We start from the raw sequence: 19169 nt of genomic DNA on the forward strand, positions 1-19169 counted from the left end.
CGGGTCCGCTAACCGCGCCGCCGGCGCCGACGGCGCCCGCCGTCGCCGTCTTCGTCCGAGCCTTCGCTCGACACGCGCGGCTCGGGCAGCGCGACGGCCTCGCGCAGCTTGACGAAGGGGTCCACCTTGTTGGGGATCGCCATCGCGTTGACGAAATGCTCCTGGAAGCGCGGCTCCAGCGCGGTCTCGATCTTCTCGATCTCGCGCACGACGCGCTCGACCGTGCGCCGCTCGCCGCGATTGATCAGCGCCATGCGCGCGCCGGTGCCGGCGGCATTGCCGACGCTGGAGACATGGGCGAGGTCGCAATCGGGGATCAGCCCGAGGATCATCGCGTATTTGGTGTCGATATAGCTGCCGAAGGCACCGGCAAGGCGGATGCGCTCTATTGGAGGATTGCCGAGCTTGTCGGACAGGAGCTGGATGCCGGCATAGAGCGCGGCCTTGGCGAGCTGGATGGCGCGGATGTCGGTCTGGGTGATGGTGAGCTCGATGCCCTCGCTCGCCACCACATAGGCGAAGGTCCGCCCCTTGCGCACCACGCGCGGCGAGCGCTCGGCAAGCGCGCCGTCGATCAGCCCGTCCACGGTGATGACGCCGGCAAGATACAATTCGGCGACCGCCTCGATGATGCCGGAGCCGCAGATACCGGTGACGCCGACCTGGTCCTTCTTCTCCGCGAACTCGGGAGCGTCCGACCACTCGTCGAGGCCGATCACCTTGAAGCGCGGCTCGAGCGTGACGGGATCGATGCGGAGGCGCTCGATGGCGCCGGGCGCCGCGCGCTGGCCGCAGGAGATCTCCGCGCCCTCGAAGGCGGGGCCCGTGGGGGAGCTGGCCGCCAGCAGCCGATCGCGATTGCCGAGAACGATCTCGGCATTGGTGCCGATGTCGACGACCAGCGTCAGCGCCTCCGCTTCGAACGGGCGGGTGGAGAGCGCGGCGGCGGCGGCATCCGCGCCGACATGGCCGGCGATGCAGGGCAGGATATAGGCGCGCGCGCCGGGATTGAGCTCCAGCCCCAGTTCGGAGGCGGGGATATGCACGGCGCCCGACACGGCAAGGGCGAAGGGCGCGCCGCCCAGCTCCGTCGGATCGATGCCGAGGAAGAGGTGGTGCATGATCGGGTTGCCGACGAAGACGGCGTCCATGACGTCCTCGCGGGTCGCGCCGACGTCAGCGACCAGCTTGGCGACAAGCGCATCGACGGCGGCGCGCACCGCCGAAACGAGATCGGGCAGGCGCGCCGGGTTCATCTGCACGTAGGAAACGCGCGACATCAGGTCTTCGCCGAAGCGGATCTGCGGGTTCGAGGTGCCGGCCGAGGTGACGGTGCGCCCGTTGGCGAGATCGCACAGATGCGCGGCGATGGTGGTGGAGCCGATATCGACGGCAAGGCCGTAGACGGTCGTCTTTTCGCCCGGCCACAGGGCGGTAACGCGCGGGGGGAAGCCGCCGTCCTGCCAGATCGCGGCGGTGACGCGCCAGTGGCCGGCTCGTAGAACCTTCTGCACCTTCGGCAAGAGCGGCGGGTCGAGGCTGAGGCCGGAAAGTCCGGAGGCCTCGGCAATGGCGGCAAGCAGCCGGTCGCCGTCGCCCAGCGGCTGCTCCATGTCCGGCTCGTCGACCGTGACGGTGACGAGGCGGATGGCGCTGTCGGGGGCGACGGTGACGTTCTCGGCGCGCTTGCGCACCACCTGGCGATTGGTCTGCGCCTCCATCGGCACGTCGACCACCATGTCGCCGAGGATGGCGGCCTGGCAGGAGAGGCGCCGGCCTTGCGGCAGGCCGCGCAGGGAGAGGTAGCGCGCCTCGGCGTCGGTCACCGGGCCGAGATGGCCCGCCGTGCTGACGATCTGCTCCTTGGCGAAGGCGCCTTCGGAGACGGAGACCTGGCAGCGGCCGCAGATGCCGCGCCCGCCGCAGACCGATTCCACATAAACGCCGAGCGCGCGCGCAGCATCCAGCAGCGGCGTGCCGAGCGGGAACGTGCCCCGCCGGCCGCTCGGCTGGAAAACGACCTTTGCCGTTTCGGGCGTCTCGCTCATGGCCTCGCCCGTCCTCGTTGTCGCTCGTTCGTTCAAGCGCTGGCCCGCCGCCGTCCCTCGCGTCCACCGCGCCGTCCGGAGCTGCCGGAGGCAGAGGCGGGGGCGGCCGCCGGGCCGCCTTCGGCGCCCGGCTTGTAGTCGCGATAGGTCATGATCCAGTCGGAGCAGTTGGGATCGTTGCCGGTCAGGACGTTGGCCGCGCGCACCGCCTCCATCTCCTGCGGCCGGCAGGGGTTCATGATGGCGCTGGTCATGCCGGCGCCGATCACCATCGGGATGAAGCCGGCATTGATGCCATGCCGGTGGGGCAGGCCGAAGGAGATGTTGGACAGGCCGCAGGTGGTGTTGACCTTGAGCTCCTCGCGCAGGCGGCGGAGCAGGCGGAAGACCTGCTGGCCGGCGCTGCCCATGGCGCCGATCGGCATGACCAGCGGATCGACGACGATGTCATGGGCGGGAATGCCGTAGTCGGCGGCACGCTCGACGATCTTCTTGGCGACCGCAAAGCGCACGTCCGGGTCTTCCGAAATGCCGGTCTCGTCGTTGGAAATGGCGACCACAGGTACGTTGTATTTCTTGACGAGCGGCAGGATCGCCTCGAGCTTCTCCTCCTCGCCGGTGACCGAATTGACCAGGGGGCGGCCCTTGGCGACCTTGAGGCCGGCCTCGATGGCGGCGGTCACCGAACTGTCGATGGACAGGGGCACCTCGACGAGGCCCTGGACGATCTCCAGCGTCCTGACCAGGAGCGGCGGCTCGGTCTCGTTGGGATTGACGGCGGTGACGCCGGCATTGACGTCGAGCATCGTGGCGCCGGCGGCGACCTGCGCGAGCGCGTCTTTCTCCACTGTCGAGAAGTCTCCGGCGATCATCTCGGCGGCGAGCTTCTTGCGGCCCGTCGGGTTGATCCGCTCGCCGATCACGCAGAACGGCTGGTCGAAGCCGATGACGATCTCGCGGGTGGCCGAGGCAACGATGGTACGGGTCATTGAGCTACCTCTGCGGGAAAAGTCTCGGCGCCAGCGGCGGGAAACGTCCAGCTCCCGCGGGCACTGAGCCAGTCGGCCGTCTTGGTCAGGCCGCCGAAGGGAAAGACGTGGATCTGCTGCAGCCGGGTCTCCGGCTGGGTCTGCACGCGCAACTCCAGCGGGCCGACCATGGTCTCCGGATCGTAGCCCGACAGCATGGAGACGACGGCGCCGCCCCGCTTCTTCAGGAAGGAGAGCGAGTTCTCCACCCCGGCGAAGGCGGCGTATTTCAGCAGCGTGGTCATCTTGGCCGGACCGGCCACGCCGATATGCACCGGGAAGCGGTTGCCCCAGGCGGCGATCTCGTCGAGCCAGAGGCTGACCTTCTGCGGATCGAAGCCGAACTGGGTGACGATATGGAACTCCGCGTCGCTCTTTGCGGCGAGCTCGTGCTTGCGCATCAGGAAGGCGCGGATGGTCTCGCGCGAGATCTCCGGCGCGCCCTCCGGATGGCCGGCAACGGCGATGCGGGTGATGCCGAGCCGGTCGAAGAGGCCCGTCTCGATCATCGCGACGGAAGAGGCGATAGGGCCGGGCGCCGGCGCCTCGCCGGCCACCGCCAGCACCTCGCGGACGCCGGCTTCCGCGACCAGTCGGGTCAGCCGGTATTCGAAGGCGACGAGCGAGGGATAGCGGCGCGCGGCCATGTGCGGCACGGCAACGAGGCCGGCATCCGCGACCATGCGGGCGGCGCGGACGATGTCGTCCTCGCCGACATTGCCGAGATCGGTGAGGTAGAGGCGCGTGCCAGCGGGGACGAGACGGAGCAGCTCCGGCTTCTCCACCACCTGGCGGGGCGACATTTCCGTGGAGGCGGCAAGGCGCCCGAAGTCGTTGAGGCGGTGGTCGGTCATGTCGCCGGTCCCGTGCTGGCGTGGTCGGGAGAGGGGGAGGCGGCCGCATCACGGCCTTCGGCTGCGACGAGCGCCGCAAGCCGCTCCGGCGGATAGGCCTCGACAAGCGCGGCAAGCGCCGCCTCCGCTTCGGCCTCCAGATCGTCGCCGACCGCGACGGGATCGCCCCGCCGCCACTCGGCCAGATAGGCGTCGCTGTCCTTCGCCCCGACGCGCATGGCGCAGCGGTCGACAGCCTGGATGAAGCGTTCGGGCAGCTCGCGGCGGGCGCTGGCGCGGCCCGCCCGGACCAGCACCTGGGCCGGGATGTCGCGCCAGTAGACGATGGTTTTCTGCGCCAAGACCAAGCCCTGCACACCGGCCGGGAACGCCTGTCGTTCCCGCGCTTTCGAGCATCATGATGCCTTCGGCCGGCCATCTCATCGGTGCACAGACGACACGGGAAAGTCAGAAAACGACAGCGGCGGGACGCGCGGAAAGCCGGACTTTCGGGCCGAGGAAGGAAAGCGGCAGAGGGGCGCTCGAAAGCGACACGCCCGCCGGGGGCTTTGGCTCCCAGCGGGCGTGCCTGTCGTCGTGCGGGAGGTGCGAGACTCAGGCTTGCGACCGGCCGTCCGGGTCCGCTTTCCAGCGGGCATGCAGGGCGGCGATGTCGCCCGAGCACAGGTTGCGCATCTCGCGGCCGATCCGCTCGATCGGCCAGTCCCACCACGCCATCTCCAGCAGCATGGCGATCTCTTCATCCGAGAAGCGCTTGCGGATCTCGCGCGCCGGGTTGCCGGCGACGATGGTGTAGGGAGCGACATCCTTCGTGACGACGGCTCGGCTGCCGATCATCGCGCCGTGGCCGATGCGGATGCCGGGCATGATCATCGCTTCCGCGCCGATCCACACGTCATTGCCGACGACCGTGTCGCCCGCCGGACGATAGGCGTTTTCGGCGTCCGCGAAGGCGGGCTCTTCGGACATGAAGAAGAACGGGAAGGTGGAGATCCAGTCCATCCGGTGGCCCTGGTTGCCCGCCATCATGAAGCAGGCGCCGGTGCCGATGGAGCAGAAACTGCCGACGACCAGCCGGTCGACATCGTCGCGGTCGGGCATCAGGTAGCGGGCGCAGTCGTCGAAGGAATGGCCGTGATAATAGCCGGAGTAGTAGCTGTAGCGGCCGACCGAAATGTTGGGGTTGGTCACCTGCTCGCTCAGCAGCTTGCCCTTGAAGGGGCTTTCGAAAAAATTGCTCACGGGAGGTCGTCCTCTGTCGCGAGGCTGGGCCCTTTCCGGCCCGTTGGATGTGGTGAGGGGACCGGTCCTGCGGCTCATGCCACGCAGACCCGTCCGTGCCGCCGGGACAGCGCTTCTAGCATGCAGGCAAGGCGGCGCAAGGACGCGGATGCAACAGATGCGTGCAAAGCGGCGACGGTCAGGCGCCGATGGTGGTGAGGCGCGTTTCCAGCAGGCCGTAGCCGGTGACCCGCTTGGCATAGGCAAGGCCGAGCCGCTCGGCCGCCGCGCGGGCGCGCTCCTCGATCTCCGGATCGGGAGCCTGTTCCAGATAGAGCAGGCGGGTGTAATGGCCGAAATAGGCGTCGCGCAGCTCGGGATAGGTGTCGAGCCCGAGCGGGCGGATCACCAGCGTCTCGAAATGGCGGGCGAGGAAATCGGTAAGGTAGAAGGTGCCGGGCTCGGCCTCGGCTTCCGCATCGAAAACGTCGAGGCCGGCGAAGAAGGCGTAGCAGTGGGCACCCTCGATCCGCTCAACCCCTTCCTCGGCCAGAACCTTGTCGAGCAGGCCGCCGGTGCCGCAATCGCCGTAGCCGACGAGGATGCGGGTGTGGTCGCGCTTCGCCTTGCGGATTTCGGCGCGCACGGCGGCCGGGATCTTCTCCGGGCGGTTGTGCAGCTGCGCCGGCAGGCAGTGCAGTTCCACATGGGTGAGGCCGTTGGCCTCGATGATGGCGAGGATTTCCCGGGCGAGCGCACCGCAGGCGATGACCTGCACCTTTTCGCGGGCGGTGCCGGGCGCCTCGGCAAGAAGGGCGGCGGCCGGGGCCGTCCCTCCTCCATCTGCGCCCGGAAGTACCGCCTGCATGGCTCAGCCCGCCCGTGCCGCCAGCTGGTTGTGCTTGCGCGCGATCAACTCCTTGGCGAGCTCGACGGTGACCGCCGCATCGCGCCCATAGGCATCGGCGCCGATGGCCTGGCTGAACTCCTCGTTCAGCGGCGCGCCGCCGACCATGACGATGTAGTCGTCGCGGATGCCCTTCTCGATCATCGTGTCGATGACGACCTTCATGTAGGGCATGGTGGTGGTCAGGAGGGCCGACATTCCGAGAATGTCCGGCTTGTGCTCCTCGATGGCCGCCAGGTAGTTCTCGACCGGGTTGTTGATGCCGATGTCGATCACCTCGAAGCCGGCGCCTTCCATCATCATCGAGACGAGGTTCTTGCCGATGTCGTGGATGTCGCCCTTGACGGTGCCGATCACCATCTTGCCGACCTTCGGCGCGCCGGTCTCGGCCAGCAGCGGGCGAAGCAGCCCCATGCCGGCCTTCATGGCATTGGCCGACATCAGCACTTCCGGCACGAAGAGAATGCCGTCGCGGAAATCGACGCCGACGATGCGCATGCCTTCCACCAATGCCTCGGTGAGGATCGCGTAGGGCGTCCAGCCGCGCTCCAGCAGGATCTCCACGCCCTCGACGATTTCGTCCTTGAGGCCGTCATAGAGATCGTCATGCATCTGCTCGACGAGTTCCTCGTCCGACAGCGATCTGAGATCGAGATCGTCTTCCTGCGACATCGCGGGCGCTCCGTTTGCGCGTTCGGGGGACAGGGCTCGCGTACGGGCCTGCTCCCAGTACACTGGTTTGCACCGCCTCCCGTCGATATCTTCAATGCGACATGCGGAGTCGCGGGAGCGACAGCACCGGCGCCCGGCAGGCGCCGACCGCACTCTTCAAGGGGACAGGTGCACGGATGGCCTTCGATTTCATCTTCATGCTGACGGAAGACGACAGCACCGTCCCCGATGCCCGCCGCCGGCTGGACGAGGTGCTGGCGGGCGGCGCAAGGCATATCGGCTTCAAGGATGTGGGCCTGCCCTTCGAGGAGCTGCAGGGGCTCGCCCGCGACATCCGCGCCGCCGGCGGGCGGGTCTATCTGGAGGTGGTGAGCCTCGATGCGCAGAGCGAGCTGCGCTCGGCGCGGGCGGCCATCGGCCTCGAAGTCGACTGCCTGCTCGGCGGCACGCGGCCGGCCGAGGTGGCCCCGCTCCTGAAGGCGCATCCGATCCGCTACTATCCGTTCCCCGGCGAGATCGTCGGCCATCCGAGCGTGCTGGCCGGAACCATCGAGAGCATCACGGAAAGCGCCCGGGCGCTCGCCGAGCTGGAGAGCGTGCACGGGCTGGACCTGCTCGCCTATCGTTTTGCCGGCGACGTGCCGGCCCTGATGCGCAGCGTCTGTGCGGCCTGCGACAAGCCGGTGATCATGGCCGGCAGCATCGACCGGGCGGCGCGCATCGTCGAGGTGGCGGAGGCGGGCGCCGCCGGCTTCACCGTCGGCACGGCGGCGCTGAAGGGCCAGTTCGCCGCGCCCGAAGCCGGCCTAGCCGCGCAGGTGCGGGCGATCCTGTCGCTGACGCTGGAGGCGCGCCGCCGCTCCACCGCCCCGCGCCGCATCGCGCTGGTGGCCCACAATGCCCGCAAGGCGCATCTGCGCGCCTGGGTGGGCCGGCACGCGGAGGTGCTGCGCCGGCAGAAGCTGGTGGCGACCGGCGGCACCGGCGCCATGCTGCTGGAGGCGGTGCCGGGACTTGCGATCCAGCGGCTGCAGCGCGGCTCGCACGGCGGCGACCAGCAGCTCGGCGCGCTGATCGCCACCGGCGAGTTGGACGCGGTGATCTTCTTCGCTGACCCGCACGGCCATCACACCAGCGATGTCGACCTGATGGCGCTGACGCGGCTGGCGATCCTGCACGACACGCCGATCGCCTGCTCTCCGGCGGCCGCGGACCTGGTGGTCGCGGCAAGCCTCGGCGGGTAGGGGGAAGGGGCCGGTCAATCTCCCGCCGCATGCGCTGCGTGGAGCGGCCGGCCGGCCGCGTCCCAGTCTTGCCAGCCGGGAAAGGAGAGCGCGGGGAGGGCGTCGGCGCTCGCGACATGCGCGCCCCAGTCTGCGAGAACGGAGCGCAGCCGCTGTTTCTGGGTTTTGCCGTCCTCGTAGGAATAGCCATGCCCCTGCACCCCGCAGGCGGTGAAGGGCGGCAGGACCGTGAAGCCGAGATAGTGCAGGGAGTAGTGCAGCGGCCAGAGCATCGTTGCGAAGTCGCCGCCGCGGGCGCCCGGCCCGAAGGCGCTGTCCGGCGCGCCGGTGGTGACGGAGAGCATCGCTCGGCGCCCGCGAAAATAGCCGGCGTCGTAGCGCATGCGGCTGGTGTAGAGGCCGCCGCTCAGGAACACGCGGTCGAACCAGCCCTTCAGGATCGCCGGCGGGCCATGCCACCACAGCGGAAACTGGAGCACGAGGAGGTCGGCGCGTTCCAGCTCGGCAATCTCGGCGAGGACATCCGCGGGAACGCTGCCGCTCTGCCAGGCGTGGCGCTGCTCGGCGAGCGGCGAGAAGGCGTCCGGATCGAGCCTTTCGCGGTAATGCGCGCCCTTTTCGACCGGATCGAAGCCGGAGGCATAAAGGTCCTGGAGGCTGACCGTGTGGCCGCCGCGGGCCAGTGCCTTTGAGGCCGCAGACGACATGGCGGCGTTGAAGGAGCCCGGATCGGGATGGGCCCGGATGATGCGAACGTGCATGCGGGATTCCTCTGAAGATGGACGTTCGCTTCAGCTTATCTTGCGGAAATGATAGGGTTACGGTCGATATCGCAGACGGAGTTTGCAGTTTTGCAAGATCGGCTCGACTGGAGCGACTATCGGATCGTGCTGGAGATCGCCCGCGCCGGGTCGCTGACGCTGGCCGGCCGGCAGTCCGGGCGCAGCCACGCGACGCTGTTCCGCCGGCTCAACGCGATAGAGGAGCGGCTGGGAACGCGGCTGTTCGATCGGCACCGCAGCGGATACGCGCTGACCAAGGCCGGCGAGGCGGTCGTTGCCGCAGCCAGGGCCTTCGAGGAACTGGCCGTCTCGACCGAACGCGAGCTTGCAGACCTCGACCGCCGGGCCGAGGGACTGGTCACCCTCACCACGACGGATGCGCTGTTTTCCGGGCTGATCGCGGATGCGCTGACCCGGTTTCGCCAGGAGACCCCGGCCATCGCGCTGGAGATCAGGCTGTCGAACGACCTGCACGATCTGGCAAGACGCGAGGCGGATATCGCCGTGCGCCCGACCACCGCACCGGAGCCGCACCTGTTCGGGCGCAGTCTCGGCACGATCCGGCAGGCGGTGTATGCGCCCGCGCATATCGCGGACGATGCCGGGCTGCCGTGGATCGGCCCGGCCGCCTCGATGAACTACGTGCAGTACGAGCGCTGGCTGCGCCGGCAGGGTGCCGGGGAGGCGGCAATGGAGGTCGAGGGAACGCTCGGCATCCATGCGGCGGTCCGTGCCGGTGCGGGCCGGGCGGTGCTGCCCTGCTATCTCGGCGAGGCCGACGAGGGCCTGCGCCGCTGCGGGCCGGCGGTCGAGGAACTGGGCATTCCGCTCTGGATCCTGATCCACCCGGACCTGAAGGACGTGGCGCGGGTGCGCAGGGTCCTGGAGTTCCTCGGTGAGGACGGGCAGTTCAGGCAAAGGCTCTGAGCCTGCCGCGCCGACTGCCGCGGCCCCCCGTTGCCATACCGTCAGGGCCTGATCACCTGCGGTGATCAAGACGATGAAAATTCCCTCACTTCAACGCATCCCGGATAGGTGCGATCCCGGTCCCGTCTGATACAAGGGGCGCGACGCGCTGCCGCCCTGGCCGCCAGTCGCCCGGCGCACGCACCCCAGCCCGACGCTCGGGCGAGGTCACCCGGCTGAGTGCATGAGAAAATATGCTTGCGCATACATATATATTGACAGCGGAGCCGAGAACAGGATATTGCATGCACATGCAAGTAAATAGAGAGGTGTGAAGTGAACACCGTAACCGTCTATTCCGACTATGTTTGTCCCTTCTGCCTCTTGGCGGAACGGGTGCTGTCGAAGGCCATCGGCGACAGGGACATCCGCATTTCCTGGCGTGCCTTCGAGCTGCGGCCCGAGCCGGTGCCGACCCTGCGGCCCGAAGACCCCTACCTGCCGGCGATCTGGAAGGCCGCGGTCTATCCGCAGGCCGAAAGGCTCGGGGTGCCGATCCGGCTTCCCTCGATCTCGCCGCAGCCGCGGACGGGCAAGGCGTTCGAGCTGCTGGCGCTGGCGCAGGACCGCGGGCTGGACCACGCCTTTTCGATGCGGGTGCTCAGGGCCTTCTTCCAGGAAGGCCGCGACATCGGCGATCCCGACGTGCTGGTCGAACTGGCCGGGCAGGCGGGGCTGGATCCCGCCGAGGCGAGGCAGGCGCTCGAGAGCGGTGCCTATGCGCAGCGCCACCGCGAGGCGCTGCGCCATGCCCGCGAGGACATGGAGATCACCTGCGTCCCCACCATCGTCGTCGGCGACCGGGTGTTCCGGGGAACGCCGTCCATGGACGAGCTGGTTCAGGCACTCGACGACCTCGAACGCGGTGCCGGCACCCCGGACCGCTCCAGCCAGGCGGAACTGCCGCTCTGACCGGCCTCTGCCCTCCCGAACCCACCAGACTTCTCTCGTTACTCACCAAAGGAGATATGAAATGAGCTGGCTTTATCTTGGAATCGCCGTCCTCTTCGAGATCGCGGTCGCAATCAGCGCCGGCAACGCGAAGGGCTTCACCCGCCTGTGGTGGACCATCGCGACGCTGGTCAGCGGCGCCATCGCCACCTTCTTCCTCAGCCTTGCGCTGCTGACCTTCGACGTGGGCGTCGGATACGCCATCTGGACGTCGGTTTCCGGGGTCGGGATCGTCATCCTCGGCGCGATGTTCTTCGGCCAGACGCTGAACGCGATGAAGGCGCTGGGCATGATCCTCGTCATCGGCGGCGTCGTCGGCCTGCGCCTCAGCGGCGCTGCGTGAGGCGCGGCAGACCTTCCCGAACATGTCCTCCCGATCAAAGGAACCCAACATCATGGATACCACCAAGAACACCCAGAGCGTCGGCGCGGCCTGGGGCATGCTGCTGCTGGCGAGCATCTTCGAGATCGGCTACGCGCTCAGCGTCGGCGGCAGCCAGGCCTTCACCGTCCTGAGCTGGTCGGTGGCGGCCGTCGTCTTCTTCCTGCTGACGCTGTACTTCCTCAGCGCCGCCCTGCGGACCATCGACGTCGGCATCGGCTATGCGGTCTGGGCCGGCATCGGCTCGGTCGGCGCGGCGGGCTTCGGCAGCGCCTTGCTCGACCAGCCGTTGACGCTGGTCCAGACCTTCTGGCTGGCGGTGATCATCGTCGGCGTCGTCTGGCTGAAGCTCGCCGACAGCGTCAAGCTGCAGGGCGAGGCGGCATGACCCCCGCACGCCTCACCGAGCTCATGGAGGAGGCCGTCGCCTTCTCCGTGCAGCATGTCCACGACGGCGGCATTCCCTTCACGGCCCTTGTCGTCGACCGGGACGGCGTGGTTCTCGGACGCGGTGTCAACCGCGTCCGGGAGCATCACGATCCGACGGCCCATGCCGAGGTGGAGGCGATCCGCGACGCCTGCCGGCGGCATGGCACGACGCGGCTTCGCGGGGCGACGCTGCTCGCCTCGGGAGAACCCTGCGCGCTGTGCTACATGAGCGCGCTCTATTCCGGCATCGCGCAGGTGCTCTTCGCAGCCGACCGCGAGGAGGCGGCAGCGCACGGGTTCGACTATCGCGGGACTTACCGCCTGTTCGCCCAGGACCCGACGACCTGGCGCATGCCGGCGGCAGGAAAGCTCACTGTTGCCGACAGCCTGCTGCCCTTCGCAAGCTTCGGCGCGAAGCCGGACGGGCCGCTGGAGGCTTGAAAGCCTTGTTGCATGAGCATACATTTTTGTTCGACATCAATCGTTCGGGAAAGAGTGCTCATGTCCGCAAGAGGCGATCTCTGGCTCCGGCTGGTCCAGTCGGTCGCGACCGTCGAGGCCGAGCTGGGCAGGATCCTGCAAGACCGGTACGGCCTCGGCCTGTCGGACTACCGCGCGCTGGAGGCCCTCGAAAAGGCGCCGAAAAGCGAGCTGCGCATGCAGGAGCTGGCGGCCCATCTGCAGCTGAACCAGAGCTCGGTCTCGCGGATGGTGGAGCGCCTGGAACGGGGAGGGTTCACCGTCCGCGACCTGTGCCCGGACGACAAGCGGGGCGTTTACACCGTGCTCACCGACAAGGGCCGCGCGCATCTGGCGGCGGCCCGACCCGACTACGAAGAGGCGCTGGAGACCGCCATGGCCAGGCATGGCGGGGGCGATGCTCTCGCCGCCTTCGCCGGCGCGGGGCAGGCGGCCCCGGCCTGACGCAGGCCGTGCCGCCGTCTCTCCCACACCTCAGGCGCGGCCGCTGTCCATTTCGATGAGAAGGTCGGCAAGGCGTCGTGCCGCCGGCCCCATGGCCTCGTCCAGTCGATGGGCGACATAGGCCTCCGACGCGATTTCGCCGCCGCGTCCCAGCGCGCCGATATTGAGCCGTGCGAGCCGGCCCTGCTCGATGTCCCGCTCCACCAGCCAGAAGGGCAGGCGCCCCCATCCCGCGCCGCCGAGGATCAGGCTGTGCTTGGCGTCCTGGGTGTTGACCCGGCAGGTCTGCGGCGACAGCACGCCGAAGTCGCGCCCTTCCGAGATCGCGGAGGGGTCGGACAGCACGATCTGGAGATGGTCGGCAAGGTCCAGCACCTCCAGGGACCGGCCCGGCTCGCCTTGCGCGAGCGGATGCATTGCCGCGGCCACGGCGACCTGGCTGATCGACGTCAGCGCATCGAAGCGGATGCGGGGATCGCGAAAATCCTCGCCCACCATGACGGAGAGGGCGCAGCGCTTCTGCTTCAGCGCGTCGAGCGGGCCGCCGAGCGGTTCGACCCGCACCCGCACGGACACCGACGGAAAGTCCTGGCGCATCCGCGAGATCGCCCGGCCGACCTGCTGCAGCGGGTACAGCGTGTCGACCGCGACCGCGAGCTCGGTCTCCACCCCGTCCGCATAGCCGCGCGCCTTCGCCCGCAAGGCGTCGACGCGCACGATGATGTCGCGCGCATTGCCGAGCAGCGCCCGACCCTGGGCCGTCAGGATGGGGCGGTGCCCCGAGCGGTCGAACAGCTCGACGCCGAGCTGAGCCTCCAGATTGGCGATGGCAACACTCACCCCCGACTGCACGCGCGAGAGCTTCCTGGCGGCGGCCCGGAAGCTGCCGCTCTCGGCGATCGTCACGAAGGTGCGCATCTGGTCGAGGGTCAGGGCATCCAGCATGATCGATCCAGATGAACAGGTTGATAGATTTTATATCACTTAAACCGTTCGAACTTTGCAGGCAACCTCGGCCTCATTCGCAATCAGACGTGAGGTTGAAACGATGGCCAGGGTTCTCGTGCTCTATTACTCCTCCTACGGTCATATCGAGACGATGGCCGAAGCGGTGGCGGACGGCGTCCGCCAGGCCGGCGCGTCCGTCGACATCCGCCGGGTGCCCGAGCTGGTGCCCGAGGCGGTCGCCGAAAAGTCCGGCTACAAGGTCGACCAGGGGGCGCCGGTCGCCACCGTCGCCGAGCTCGCCGACTATGACGCGATCATCGTCGGGACGCCGACGCGGTTCGGAAACATGGCCTCGCAGATGAAGAACTTCCTCGACCAGACCGGCGGTCTCTGGTTCGAGGACAAGCTGGTCGGCAAGGTCGGCAGCGTCTTCACCTCGACCGGAAGCCAGCACGGCGGGCAGGAGACGACCATCCAGTCGACCCAGACCGTCCTGTTCCACCTGGGCATGATCATCGTCGGCCTGCCCTACAGCTTCAAAGGGCAGATGCGGATGGACGAGATCACCGGCTGCTCGCCCTATGGCGCCTCGACGCTGGCGGACGACGGCAACGGCGGGAATCGCGACCCGAGCGAAAACGAGCTCGACGGCGCGCGCTTCCAGGGGCGGCATGTCGCCGAGATCGCACTGGCGCTTGCCGCCGGCCGGCAGGGCAGGGCGGCATGACGACCGCCGCTGCAAGGTCGGAGCCGTCCTCCACCAGATGGGCGGCCGTCGGCCTGATCGTCGGGGCCGGGATCGTCGCGGCGCTGCAGGTGGGCAAGGCGCCCATCGCAGCACCCTTGCTGGAAGGCGATCTCGGCATAAGCCTTGCGGCGCTGGGCTGGCTGACCGGCGTCTTCGCCCTGATCGGGCTGGTCGGGGGCATCCCGACCGGGGCACTGGTCGGGAGTCTGGGCGCGCGCCGCGTGCTGGTCGCAGGGCTGCTGGTCGTGGCGGCGGGCGCGGCAGGCGGGGCACTGTCCTCGGGACTTGCGATGCTGATGGTCTCGCGGATTGTCGAAGGCGCGGGGTTCCTGCTGATCATCGTCGCCGCGCCGTCGCTTCTCGGGCGCGTCTCCCGGCCGGGCGACCGGGACCTTGCCTTCGCACTGTGGAGCTGCTTCATGCCGCTCGGCATGGCAGCGGCCATGCTGGCCGGGCCGATGTTCGACGATTGGCGGGCGATGTGGTGGGCGAGCGCCGGGCTTGCCCTGGCGCTCTGCCTGCTGGTGCCGTTCGTGGTGCCGGCGTCGCATGAGCGCCACGCCTGGTCGTGGCAGCGCCTGCGGGGCGAGACGGCGGCGGTCTTCAGCGATGCCGGCGCCGCCGGGCTTGCCGTCTCCTTCGCGCTCTACAGCCTGATGTTCTTCGCGCTGTTCAGCTTCCTGCCCGTGCTGCTGATGGAGCAGATGGGCGTCTCCCACCGCACCGCCGGGCTGCTCAGCGCGCTGGCCTCGGCCGTCAACGTGATCGGCAACCTTGCGGCCGGCGTGATGCTGTCGCGGGGCGTCGGCCGGCCGGCGCTGCTGATCGGGGCCTGCCTGGTCATGGGCGCGGCGAGCCTCGGCATCTTCCTGCCCCTGCTGCCGGCAACCGCGACGTTTCTCTTGTGCGTGCTGTTCTCGGCCGTCGGCGGCCTGATCCCGGCAACAATCCTGTCGTCCGCTCCGATCGTCGCCTCCTCGGCCGCCCTGGTGCCCGTGGTGATCGGCCTGATCGTCCAGGGCAACAACCTGGGGCAGATCCTCGGCCCCGTTGCCGTCGGCAGCGCCATCGACCGGTTCGGCTGGAGTTCGGCCGCCGTCATCGTCGCCGCTGCGGCCCTGATGGGGGTGGCCGTGGCGGTCGCCTTCGCGCACCGCCTCGCAACGCCGAATTCCGAAAGAAAGGGAGGCTCCCGATGAGCATCGACTTCAATCACACGATCCTGCCGGCGCGGGACGCACGGGCCTCGGCCCAGTTCCTGGCAAGAATCCTGTCGCTGCCGGAGCCGAGGGAATGGGGCCCGTTCTGGGTGGTCACCACCGACAATGGCGTCAACCTCGACTACATGGAAGTCGGCGGGGAACAGGCGGGAGACGTCGCCTCGCGGCACTACGCCTTCCTGGTGGACGAGGCGAGCTTCGACGCGATCCTGGCGCGCGTCCAACAGGCCGGCCTGGCGTATTGGGCGGATCCGGGCAGGACGACGCTGGGGCTGAACCGCCACGACGGCGGGCGCGGGCTCTATTTCGACGATCTCAACGGGCATCTGCTCGAGGTGATCACGCGCCCCTATGGCAGCGGCGGCTGGCAGCCGTGAGACACCCTGCGCCGACTGCGGCCGGAAGAGTTTCTCCGGGGACGTCACAAACGGACGGGCTCAATCGTCAAGCGGGTATACCCAAGCCAATGGAGCTTACGATGACGACCAAGCCGGTAAATCACTACACGAACGTCCCCGACGTCTTCGGCGCGCTGGAAAAGGTGCATGGCGCGATCGACGGGCACGGCCTCGACCGGATGCTGCATCATCTCGTGCAGCTGCGGGCCTCGCAGATCAATGCCTGCGCCTATTGCGTCAAGATGCACACGAGGGAAGCACGCGACGACGGCGAGACCAACGAGCGGCTGGACCGTCTGATCGTGTGGGAGCATGTCGGCGACTTCACCGCCAGGGAGCGCGCCGCGCTGGCCTGGACCGAGGCGCTGACCCAGCTCGACCGCAAGACCGACTACGGCGTGCTGCGCGCCCAGCTGCGCGAGCACTTCAGCGACACGGAGATCAGCGCCCTGACCGCGACGGTCGCGATGATCAACCTGTGGAACCGCATCCAGGTTTCGACGCACTGACATGCAGCCCTCCGACACAGCCTTGTTCGAAGAACGGCGTCCGTTCCTGACAGGTCTGGCCTACCGCATCCTCGGCTCGCGTGCCGAAGCCGAGGATGCGGTCCAGGACACATACCTGAAATGGCAGGCGAGCGATCGCGCGACCCTCACCAACCCCGCCGGCTGGCTCACCGCCAGTTGCACGCGCCGGTGCATCGACATGCTGAGGTCGGCCCGCCGCGCGCGGGTGGACTATGTCGGCGCGTGGCTGCCGGAGCCGATCCAGACGATGACCGAAGATGGCCCGGAAGAGGCGGCAGAGCTGTCGTCGACGCTCTCGCTCGCCTTCATGCTGGTGCTGGAGCGGCTCGCGCCGAAGGAACGCGCCGCCTACCTCCTGCGGGAGATCTTCGACCAGCCCTACGAGGACGTGGCGGCGGCGTTGAACGTGACCGAGGCGGCCTGTCGCAAGCTGGTGTCCCGCGCGCGCAGCCGCATCGGACGGGAAGAGCCGGGCGCCGCCGTGCCGAAAGCCCGTCAGGACGAGTTGCTTGCCGCCTTCCGGTCGGCCATCGCGACCGGAAGCACGGCGCAGCTTGCGAACCTGATGCGGGAAGACATCGAGTTGCGGGCCGACGGCGGCGGCAAGGTGCTGGCGCTCTTGCAGCCGCTCTCCGGCAAGGCCGACGTGCTGGCGTTCGTCGGCGGACGCCTCGGCGAGTACTGGTCCAACTACGAATGGCAGCCCGCCGACATCAACGGTGCGCGCGGGGCGCTGGTCCTCGACGGGCCGGAGATCGTCGCCTCGGTGAGCCTCGCCTGCGATGCCGAGGGCCGCCTGTCCGGCATCTACATCATGCGCAATCCGGACAAGCTGGCACGCCTCGGGGATGTCGAAGGGACGATCCAATGACCGGCGTCCGCACTGTCGAGAGGGCTCCCGGCTGGGCGGATCTCTTGTCCGGCGGCAATCTCGTCCGCTCGCTCGCCCTGAGCGGCGGCGTCGCCCTGCACGCCGTCAATCTCTACATCTCGACGACGATCCTGCCGACCGTCGTGCGCGAGATCGGCGGGCTGGATCTCTATGCCTGGAACACGACCCTGTTCGTGATCGCCTCGATCCTCGGCGCTGCGCTGTCGGCGCCGGTTCTGGCGCAGGCCGGCCCACGCGGCGGCTATGGCGTGGCGGCGGCGATCTTCATCGCCGGGACCCTGGCCTGCGCGGCCGCCGGATCGATGCCGGTGATGCTGGCCGGCCGCTTCGTGCAGGGGCTGGGCGGCGGCATCCTGCTGGCGCTGGCCTATGCGATGGTCCGGCGGGTCTATGCCGAGCCGCTGTGGCCGCGCGCGCTGGCACTGCTGTCCAGCATGTGGGGCATCGCCACGCTGCTGGGGCCGGCGGTGGGCGGGATCTTCGCCGAGCTCGGCCTGTGGCGCGGGGCGTTCCTCGCCCTGGTGCCCTTTGCGGCGCTGATCGCTGCGGCCGCAGTCCTCGTCCTGCCGCGGCGCCCGTTGGAGCGGAAGCGGGCCGAGCCGCTGCCCTTCGTCCAGCTCGTGCTGCTGACGATTGCCGTCTTCGCCGCCTCCTGGGGCGGGATCGGCGAGACTATCGTGTCGACCGTTGCGGGAATGCTGGCCGCCCTGGTGCTGGTGGCGCTGTTCGTCGTCGTGGAGCGCAAATCGGCGAGAAAGCTGCTGCCGGCAGAGACATTCAGGCTGCCCGGTGCGCTTGGGAGCCTTTATGCGACCTCGGCGCTGCTCGCCATGACCGTCACCTGCACGGAGATCTTCCTGCCGCTGTTCCTGCAGGAACTGCACGGCCGCTCGCCGCTTCAGGCCGGCTATATCGCGGCGGTGATGTCGGCCGGTTGGACCGCCGCTGCGGTCCTCGCCTCCGGGTTTCAGGGCGCGCGCCGCACCCTGGCGGTTCGTGCCGGGCCGGTGCTGTCGCTCGCCTCGATGATCGCCCTGGCGCTGGCTCTGCCTGTCGCCGGTCCTGTGGCCGGTGCGGCGGGCGACGTGTTGCGGCTCGCCCTGATCTGCGCCGCGCTGATCGCCGGCGGGGCCGGTGTCGGTCTCGCCTACCCGCATCTGTCGGCGATGGTGATGCATGTGGCTCCGCCCGAGGAGGCCGACAATGCCGCCTCGTCGATCATGACGGTGCAGCTCTGCGCCACCGCCTTCGGCGCGGCCATCGCCGGGCTTGCGGTCAATCTGGCCGGCGGCGGCACGTCGTCCGGTGGCATGGACGTCGCCAATGCGGCACGCTGGCTGTTCGCGACCGTGGCGCTCGCCCCGCTGGCCTGCATCCTCGCGATGCGCAGTCTATCGTTCCGGCAGGCGCTCATCCGGTCCGCTTGAGGACCGCAGACCATGAAGGGAAGTGCAATGTCCGTCGCGTTCGTCGAGCCGGATGCCGATCTGCTCGAACGCCTGCTGCCTGTCGCCCGGCGGATTTTCACCGACACGTTCGCGGAGCGCTACGACACGGCGGCCTTCGAGGTGTTCTGCGAGGAGGTGTACCGCCCCGGCGGGGCGATGTCGCAGGATTTCGGAGCGGCCGGGATCCGCTGGCAGGTCGCGGTGAGCGGCGGACAGCCGATCGGCTATGCCAAGCTGACGCCGCTGCGCGCGCCCGCGCCCGATCCGGAGGCCGGCGCGCTGGAGCTGCAGCAGCTCTACGTCCTCAGCGACTGGCAGGGCCGGGGTGTCGCCGACCGGCTGATGCAATGGGCGCTGCAGACCGCGGCCGCAGATGGGGCGGGGGAAGTCTACCTGACCGTCTTCGACCACAACGAACGGGCGAAGCGCTTCTATACCCGCTACGGGTTCAGCGAGGTCGGGCGCTGCACGTTCCGGCTCGGCGAGCGGATCGACGACGACCGGATCTGGCGCGTGCGCCTGCCGGCCCGCCGTTGAGGCGGCAGCTTTCGCGGTGTCTTCGGAGCTCACGAGGCGG

At 68.8% G+C, this 19169-nt stretch carries 23 protein-coding genes; 14 read left to right on the forward strand and 9 right to left on the reverse strand.

Translation table 11 applies throughout. From position 1 onward, the window contains the following. Positions 1 to 8: 8 nt before the first annotated feature. The 7 genes from MNI96_RS17635 to MNI96_RS17665 form a co-directional block, all read right to left on the reverse strand. Positions 9 to 2048, reverse strand: a complete 2040-nt coding sequence (locus tag MNI96_RS17635; RefSeq protein WP_249695265.1) for an ASKHA domain-containing protein — start codon at positions 2046 to 2048, stop codon at positions 9 to 11. A gap of 32 nt (positions 2049 to 2080) precedes the next feature. Further along, positions 2081 to 3037, reverse strand: coding sequence for a methyltetrahydrofolate cobalamin methyltransferase (locus tag MNI96_RS17640; protein WP_249695266.1), 957 nt, complete (start codon positions 3035 to 3037; stop codon positions 2081 to 2083). Then, complete coding sequence (locus MNI96_RS17645; RefSeq protein WP_249695268.1) at positions 3034 to 3930, reverse strand: methylenetetrahydrofolate reductase; 897 nt, start codon at positions 3928 to 3930, stop codon at positions 3034 to 3036. Before MNI96_RS17645 ends, MNI96_RS17640 begins: the two co-directional genes overlap by 4 nt. Continuing rightward, positions 3927 to 4271: a virulence factor gene (locus MNI96_RS17650; RefSeq protein WP_249695271.1), complete on the reverse strand. Its 345-nt coding sequence runs from the start codon at positions 4269 to 4271 to the stop codon at positions 3927 to 3929. Before MNI96_RS17650 ends, MNI96_RS17645 begins: the two co-directional genes overlap by 4 nt. 253 nt (positions 4272 to 4524) lie before the next feature. Continuing rightward, the gene (gene catB / locus MNI96_RS17655) at positions 4525 to 5172 is read right to left on the reverse strand and encodes a type B chloramphenicol O-acetyltransferase (protein ID WP_249695273.1); all 648 of its coding nucleotides are present in this window, start codon (positions 5170 to 5172) and stop codon (positions 4525 to 4527) included. Positions 5173 to 5350: 178 nt separating this feature from the next. Then, positions 5351 to 6019 carry a DUF1638 domain-containing protein gene (locus tag MNI96_RS17660; RefSeq protein WP_249695274.1) on the reverse strand — a complete coding sequence of 223 codons (669 nt, stop codon included), beginning with the start codon at positions 6017 to 6019 and terminating at the stop codon, positions 5351 to 5353. A 3-nt stretch (positions 6020 to 6022) separates the two neighbouring features. Continuing rightward, positions 6023 to 6730, reverse strand: coding sequence for a cobalamin B12-binding domain-containing protein (locus MNI96_RS17665; RefSeq protein ID WP_249695276.1), 708 nt, complete (start codon positions 6728 to 6730; stop codon positions 6023 to 6025). A gap of 176 nt (positions 6731 to 6906) precedes the next feature. Here MNI96_RS17665 and MNI96_RS22025 point away from each other — a divergent pair, with 176 nt between their 5' ends. Beyond that, entirely contained in the window at positions 6907 to 7974 is a 1068-nt protein-coding gene (locus tag MNI96_RS22025; protein WP_349629191.1) for a methylglyoxal synthase, read from the forward strand. A 14-nt stretch (positions 7975 to 7988) separates the two neighbouring features. Here MNI96_RS22025 and MNI96_RS17680 read toward each other — a convergent pair whose 3' ends face one another. Continuing rightward, positions 7989 to 8735, reverse strand: coding sequence for an NAD(P)H-dependent oxidoreductase (locus MNI96_RS17680; protein ID WP_249695278.1), 747 nt, complete (start codon positions 8733 to 8735; stop codon positions 7989 to 7991). A 90-nt stretch (positions 8736 to 8825) separates the two neighbouring features. On the opposite strand from MNI96_RS17680, the gene MNI96_RS17685 reads away from it, so the two are divergent. The 6 genes from MNI96_RS17685 to MNI96_RS17710 all read left to right on the forward strand — a co-directional run bounded on the left by MNI96_RS17685 (position 8826) and on the right by MNI96_RS17710 (position 12408). Further along, entirely contained in the window at positions 8826 to 9683 is an 858-nt protein-coding gene (locus tag MNI96_RS17685; RefSeq protein ID WP_249695279.1) for a LysR family transcriptional regulator, read from the forward strand. A 315-nt stretch (positions 9684 to 9998) separates the two neighbouring features. Then, the gene (locus tag MNI96_RS17690; protein WP_249695280.1) at positions 9999 to 10634 is read left to right on the forward strand and encodes a DsbA family oxidoreductase; all 636 of its coding nucleotides are present in this window, start codon (positions 9999 to 10001) and stop codon (positions 10632 to 10634) included. A gap of 61 nt (positions 10635 to 10695) precedes the next feature. Next, on the forward strand, positions 10696 to 11016 hold the full coding sequence (locus tag MNI96_RS17695) for a DMT family transporter (protein WP_249695281.1): 321 nt from the start codon (positions 10696 to 10698) through the stop codon (positions 11014 to 11016). Positions 11017 to 11068: 52 nt separating this feature from the next. Continuing rightward, positions 11069 to 11443 carry a DMT family transporter gene (locus MNI96_RS17700; protein ID WP_249695282.1) on the forward strand — a complete coding sequence of 125 codons (375 nt, stop codon included), beginning with the start codon at positions 11069 to 11071 and terminating at the stop codon, positions 11441 to 11443. Then, the gene (locus MNI96_RS17705; RefSeq protein ID WP_249695283.1) at positions 11440 to 11925 is read left to right on the forward strand and encodes a nucleoside deaminase; all 486 of its coding nucleotides are present in this window, start codon (positions 11440 to 11442) and stop codon (positions 11923 to 11925) included. The genes MNI96_RS17700 and MNI96_RS17705 overlap by 4 nt, the downstream gene beginning before the upstream one ends. Before the next feature lie 60 nt (positions 11926 to 11985). Then, a complete protein-coding gene (locus tag MNI96_RS17710) occupies positions 11986 to 12408 on the forward strand; it encodes a MarR family winged helix-turn-helix transcriptional regulator (RefSeq protein WP_249695284.1) in 423 nt (140 codons plus the stop codon). Between the two features lie 30 nt (positions 12409 to 12438). Here the strand turns inward: MNI96_RS17710 and MNI96_RS17715 are convergent, their stop codons facing one another. Then, on the reverse strand, positions 12439 to 13353 hold the full coding sequence (locus tag MNI96_RS17715) for a LysR family transcriptional regulator (RefSeq protein ID WP_249695285.1): 915 nt from the start codon (positions 13351 to 13353) through the stop codon (positions 12439 to 12441). A 103-nt stretch (positions 13354 to 13456) separates the two neighbouring features. On the opposite strand from MNI96_RS17715, the gene wrbA reads away from it, so the two are divergent. From wrbA to MNI96_RS17750, 7 genes are all read left to right on the forward strand, one after another. Next, positions 13457 to 14083: an NAD(P)H:quinone oxidoreductase gene (wrbA, locus tag MNI96_RS17720; RefSeq protein ID WP_249695286.1), complete on the forward strand. Its 627-nt coding sequence runs from the start codon at positions 13457 to 13459 to the stop codon at positions 14081 to 14083. Then, positions 14080 to 15303 (forward strand): MFS transporter, encoded by a 1224-nt coding sequence (locus MNI96_RS17725; protein ID WP_249695288.1) that lies wholly within the window; start codon positions 14080 to 14082, stop codon positions 15301 to 15303. The genes wrbA and MNI96_RS17725 overlap by 4 nt, the downstream gene beginning before the upstream one ends. Continuing rightward, positions 15300 to 15701 carry a VOC family protein gene (locus MNI96_RS17730; RefSeq protein ID WP_249695290.1) on the forward strand — a complete coding sequence of 134 codons (402 nt, stop codon included), beginning with the start codon at positions 15300 to 15302 and terminating at the stop codon, positions 15699 to 15701. Before MNI96_RS17725 ends, MNI96_RS17730 begins: the two co-directional genes overlap by 4 nt. A 101-nt stretch (positions 15702 to 15802) precedes the next feature. Continuing rightward, positions 15803 to 16231 carry a carboxymuconolactone decarboxylase family protein gene (locus MNI96_RS17735; RefSeq protein WP_249695293.1) on the forward strand — a complete coding sequence of 143 codons (429 nt, stop codon included), beginning with the start codon at positions 15803 to 15805 and terminating at the stop codon, positions 16229 to 16231. Between the two features lie 22 nt (positions 16232 to 16253). Next, positions 16254 to 17123, forward strand: coding sequence for an RNA polymerase sigma factor SigJ (gene sigJ, locus MNI96_RS17740; RefSeq protein ID WP_249695295.1), 870 nt, complete (start codon positions 16254 to 16256; stop codon positions 17121 to 17123). After that, positions 17120 to 18571, forward strand: a complete 1452-nt coding sequence (locus MNI96_RS17745; protein ID WP_249695297.1) for an MFS transporter — start codon at positions 17120 to 17122, stop codon at positions 18569 to 18571. The genes sigJ and MNI96_RS17745 overlap by 4 nt, the downstream gene beginning before the upstream one ends. Positions 18572 to 18583: 12 nt before the next feature. Continuing rightward, on the forward strand, positions 18584 to 19129 hold the full coding sequence (locus MNI96_RS17750) for a GNAT family N-acetyltransferase (protein WP_249695300.1): 546 nt from the start codon (positions 18584 to 18586) through the stop codon (positions 19127 to 19129). The last annotated feature ends 40 nt before the right edge of the window (positions 19130 to 19169 follow it).

Source organism: Stappia sp. WLB 29, from assembly GCF_023507705.1.
Classification (GTDB): domain Bacteria; phylum Pseudomonadota; class Alphaproteobacteria; order Rhizobiales; family Stappiaceae; genus Stappia.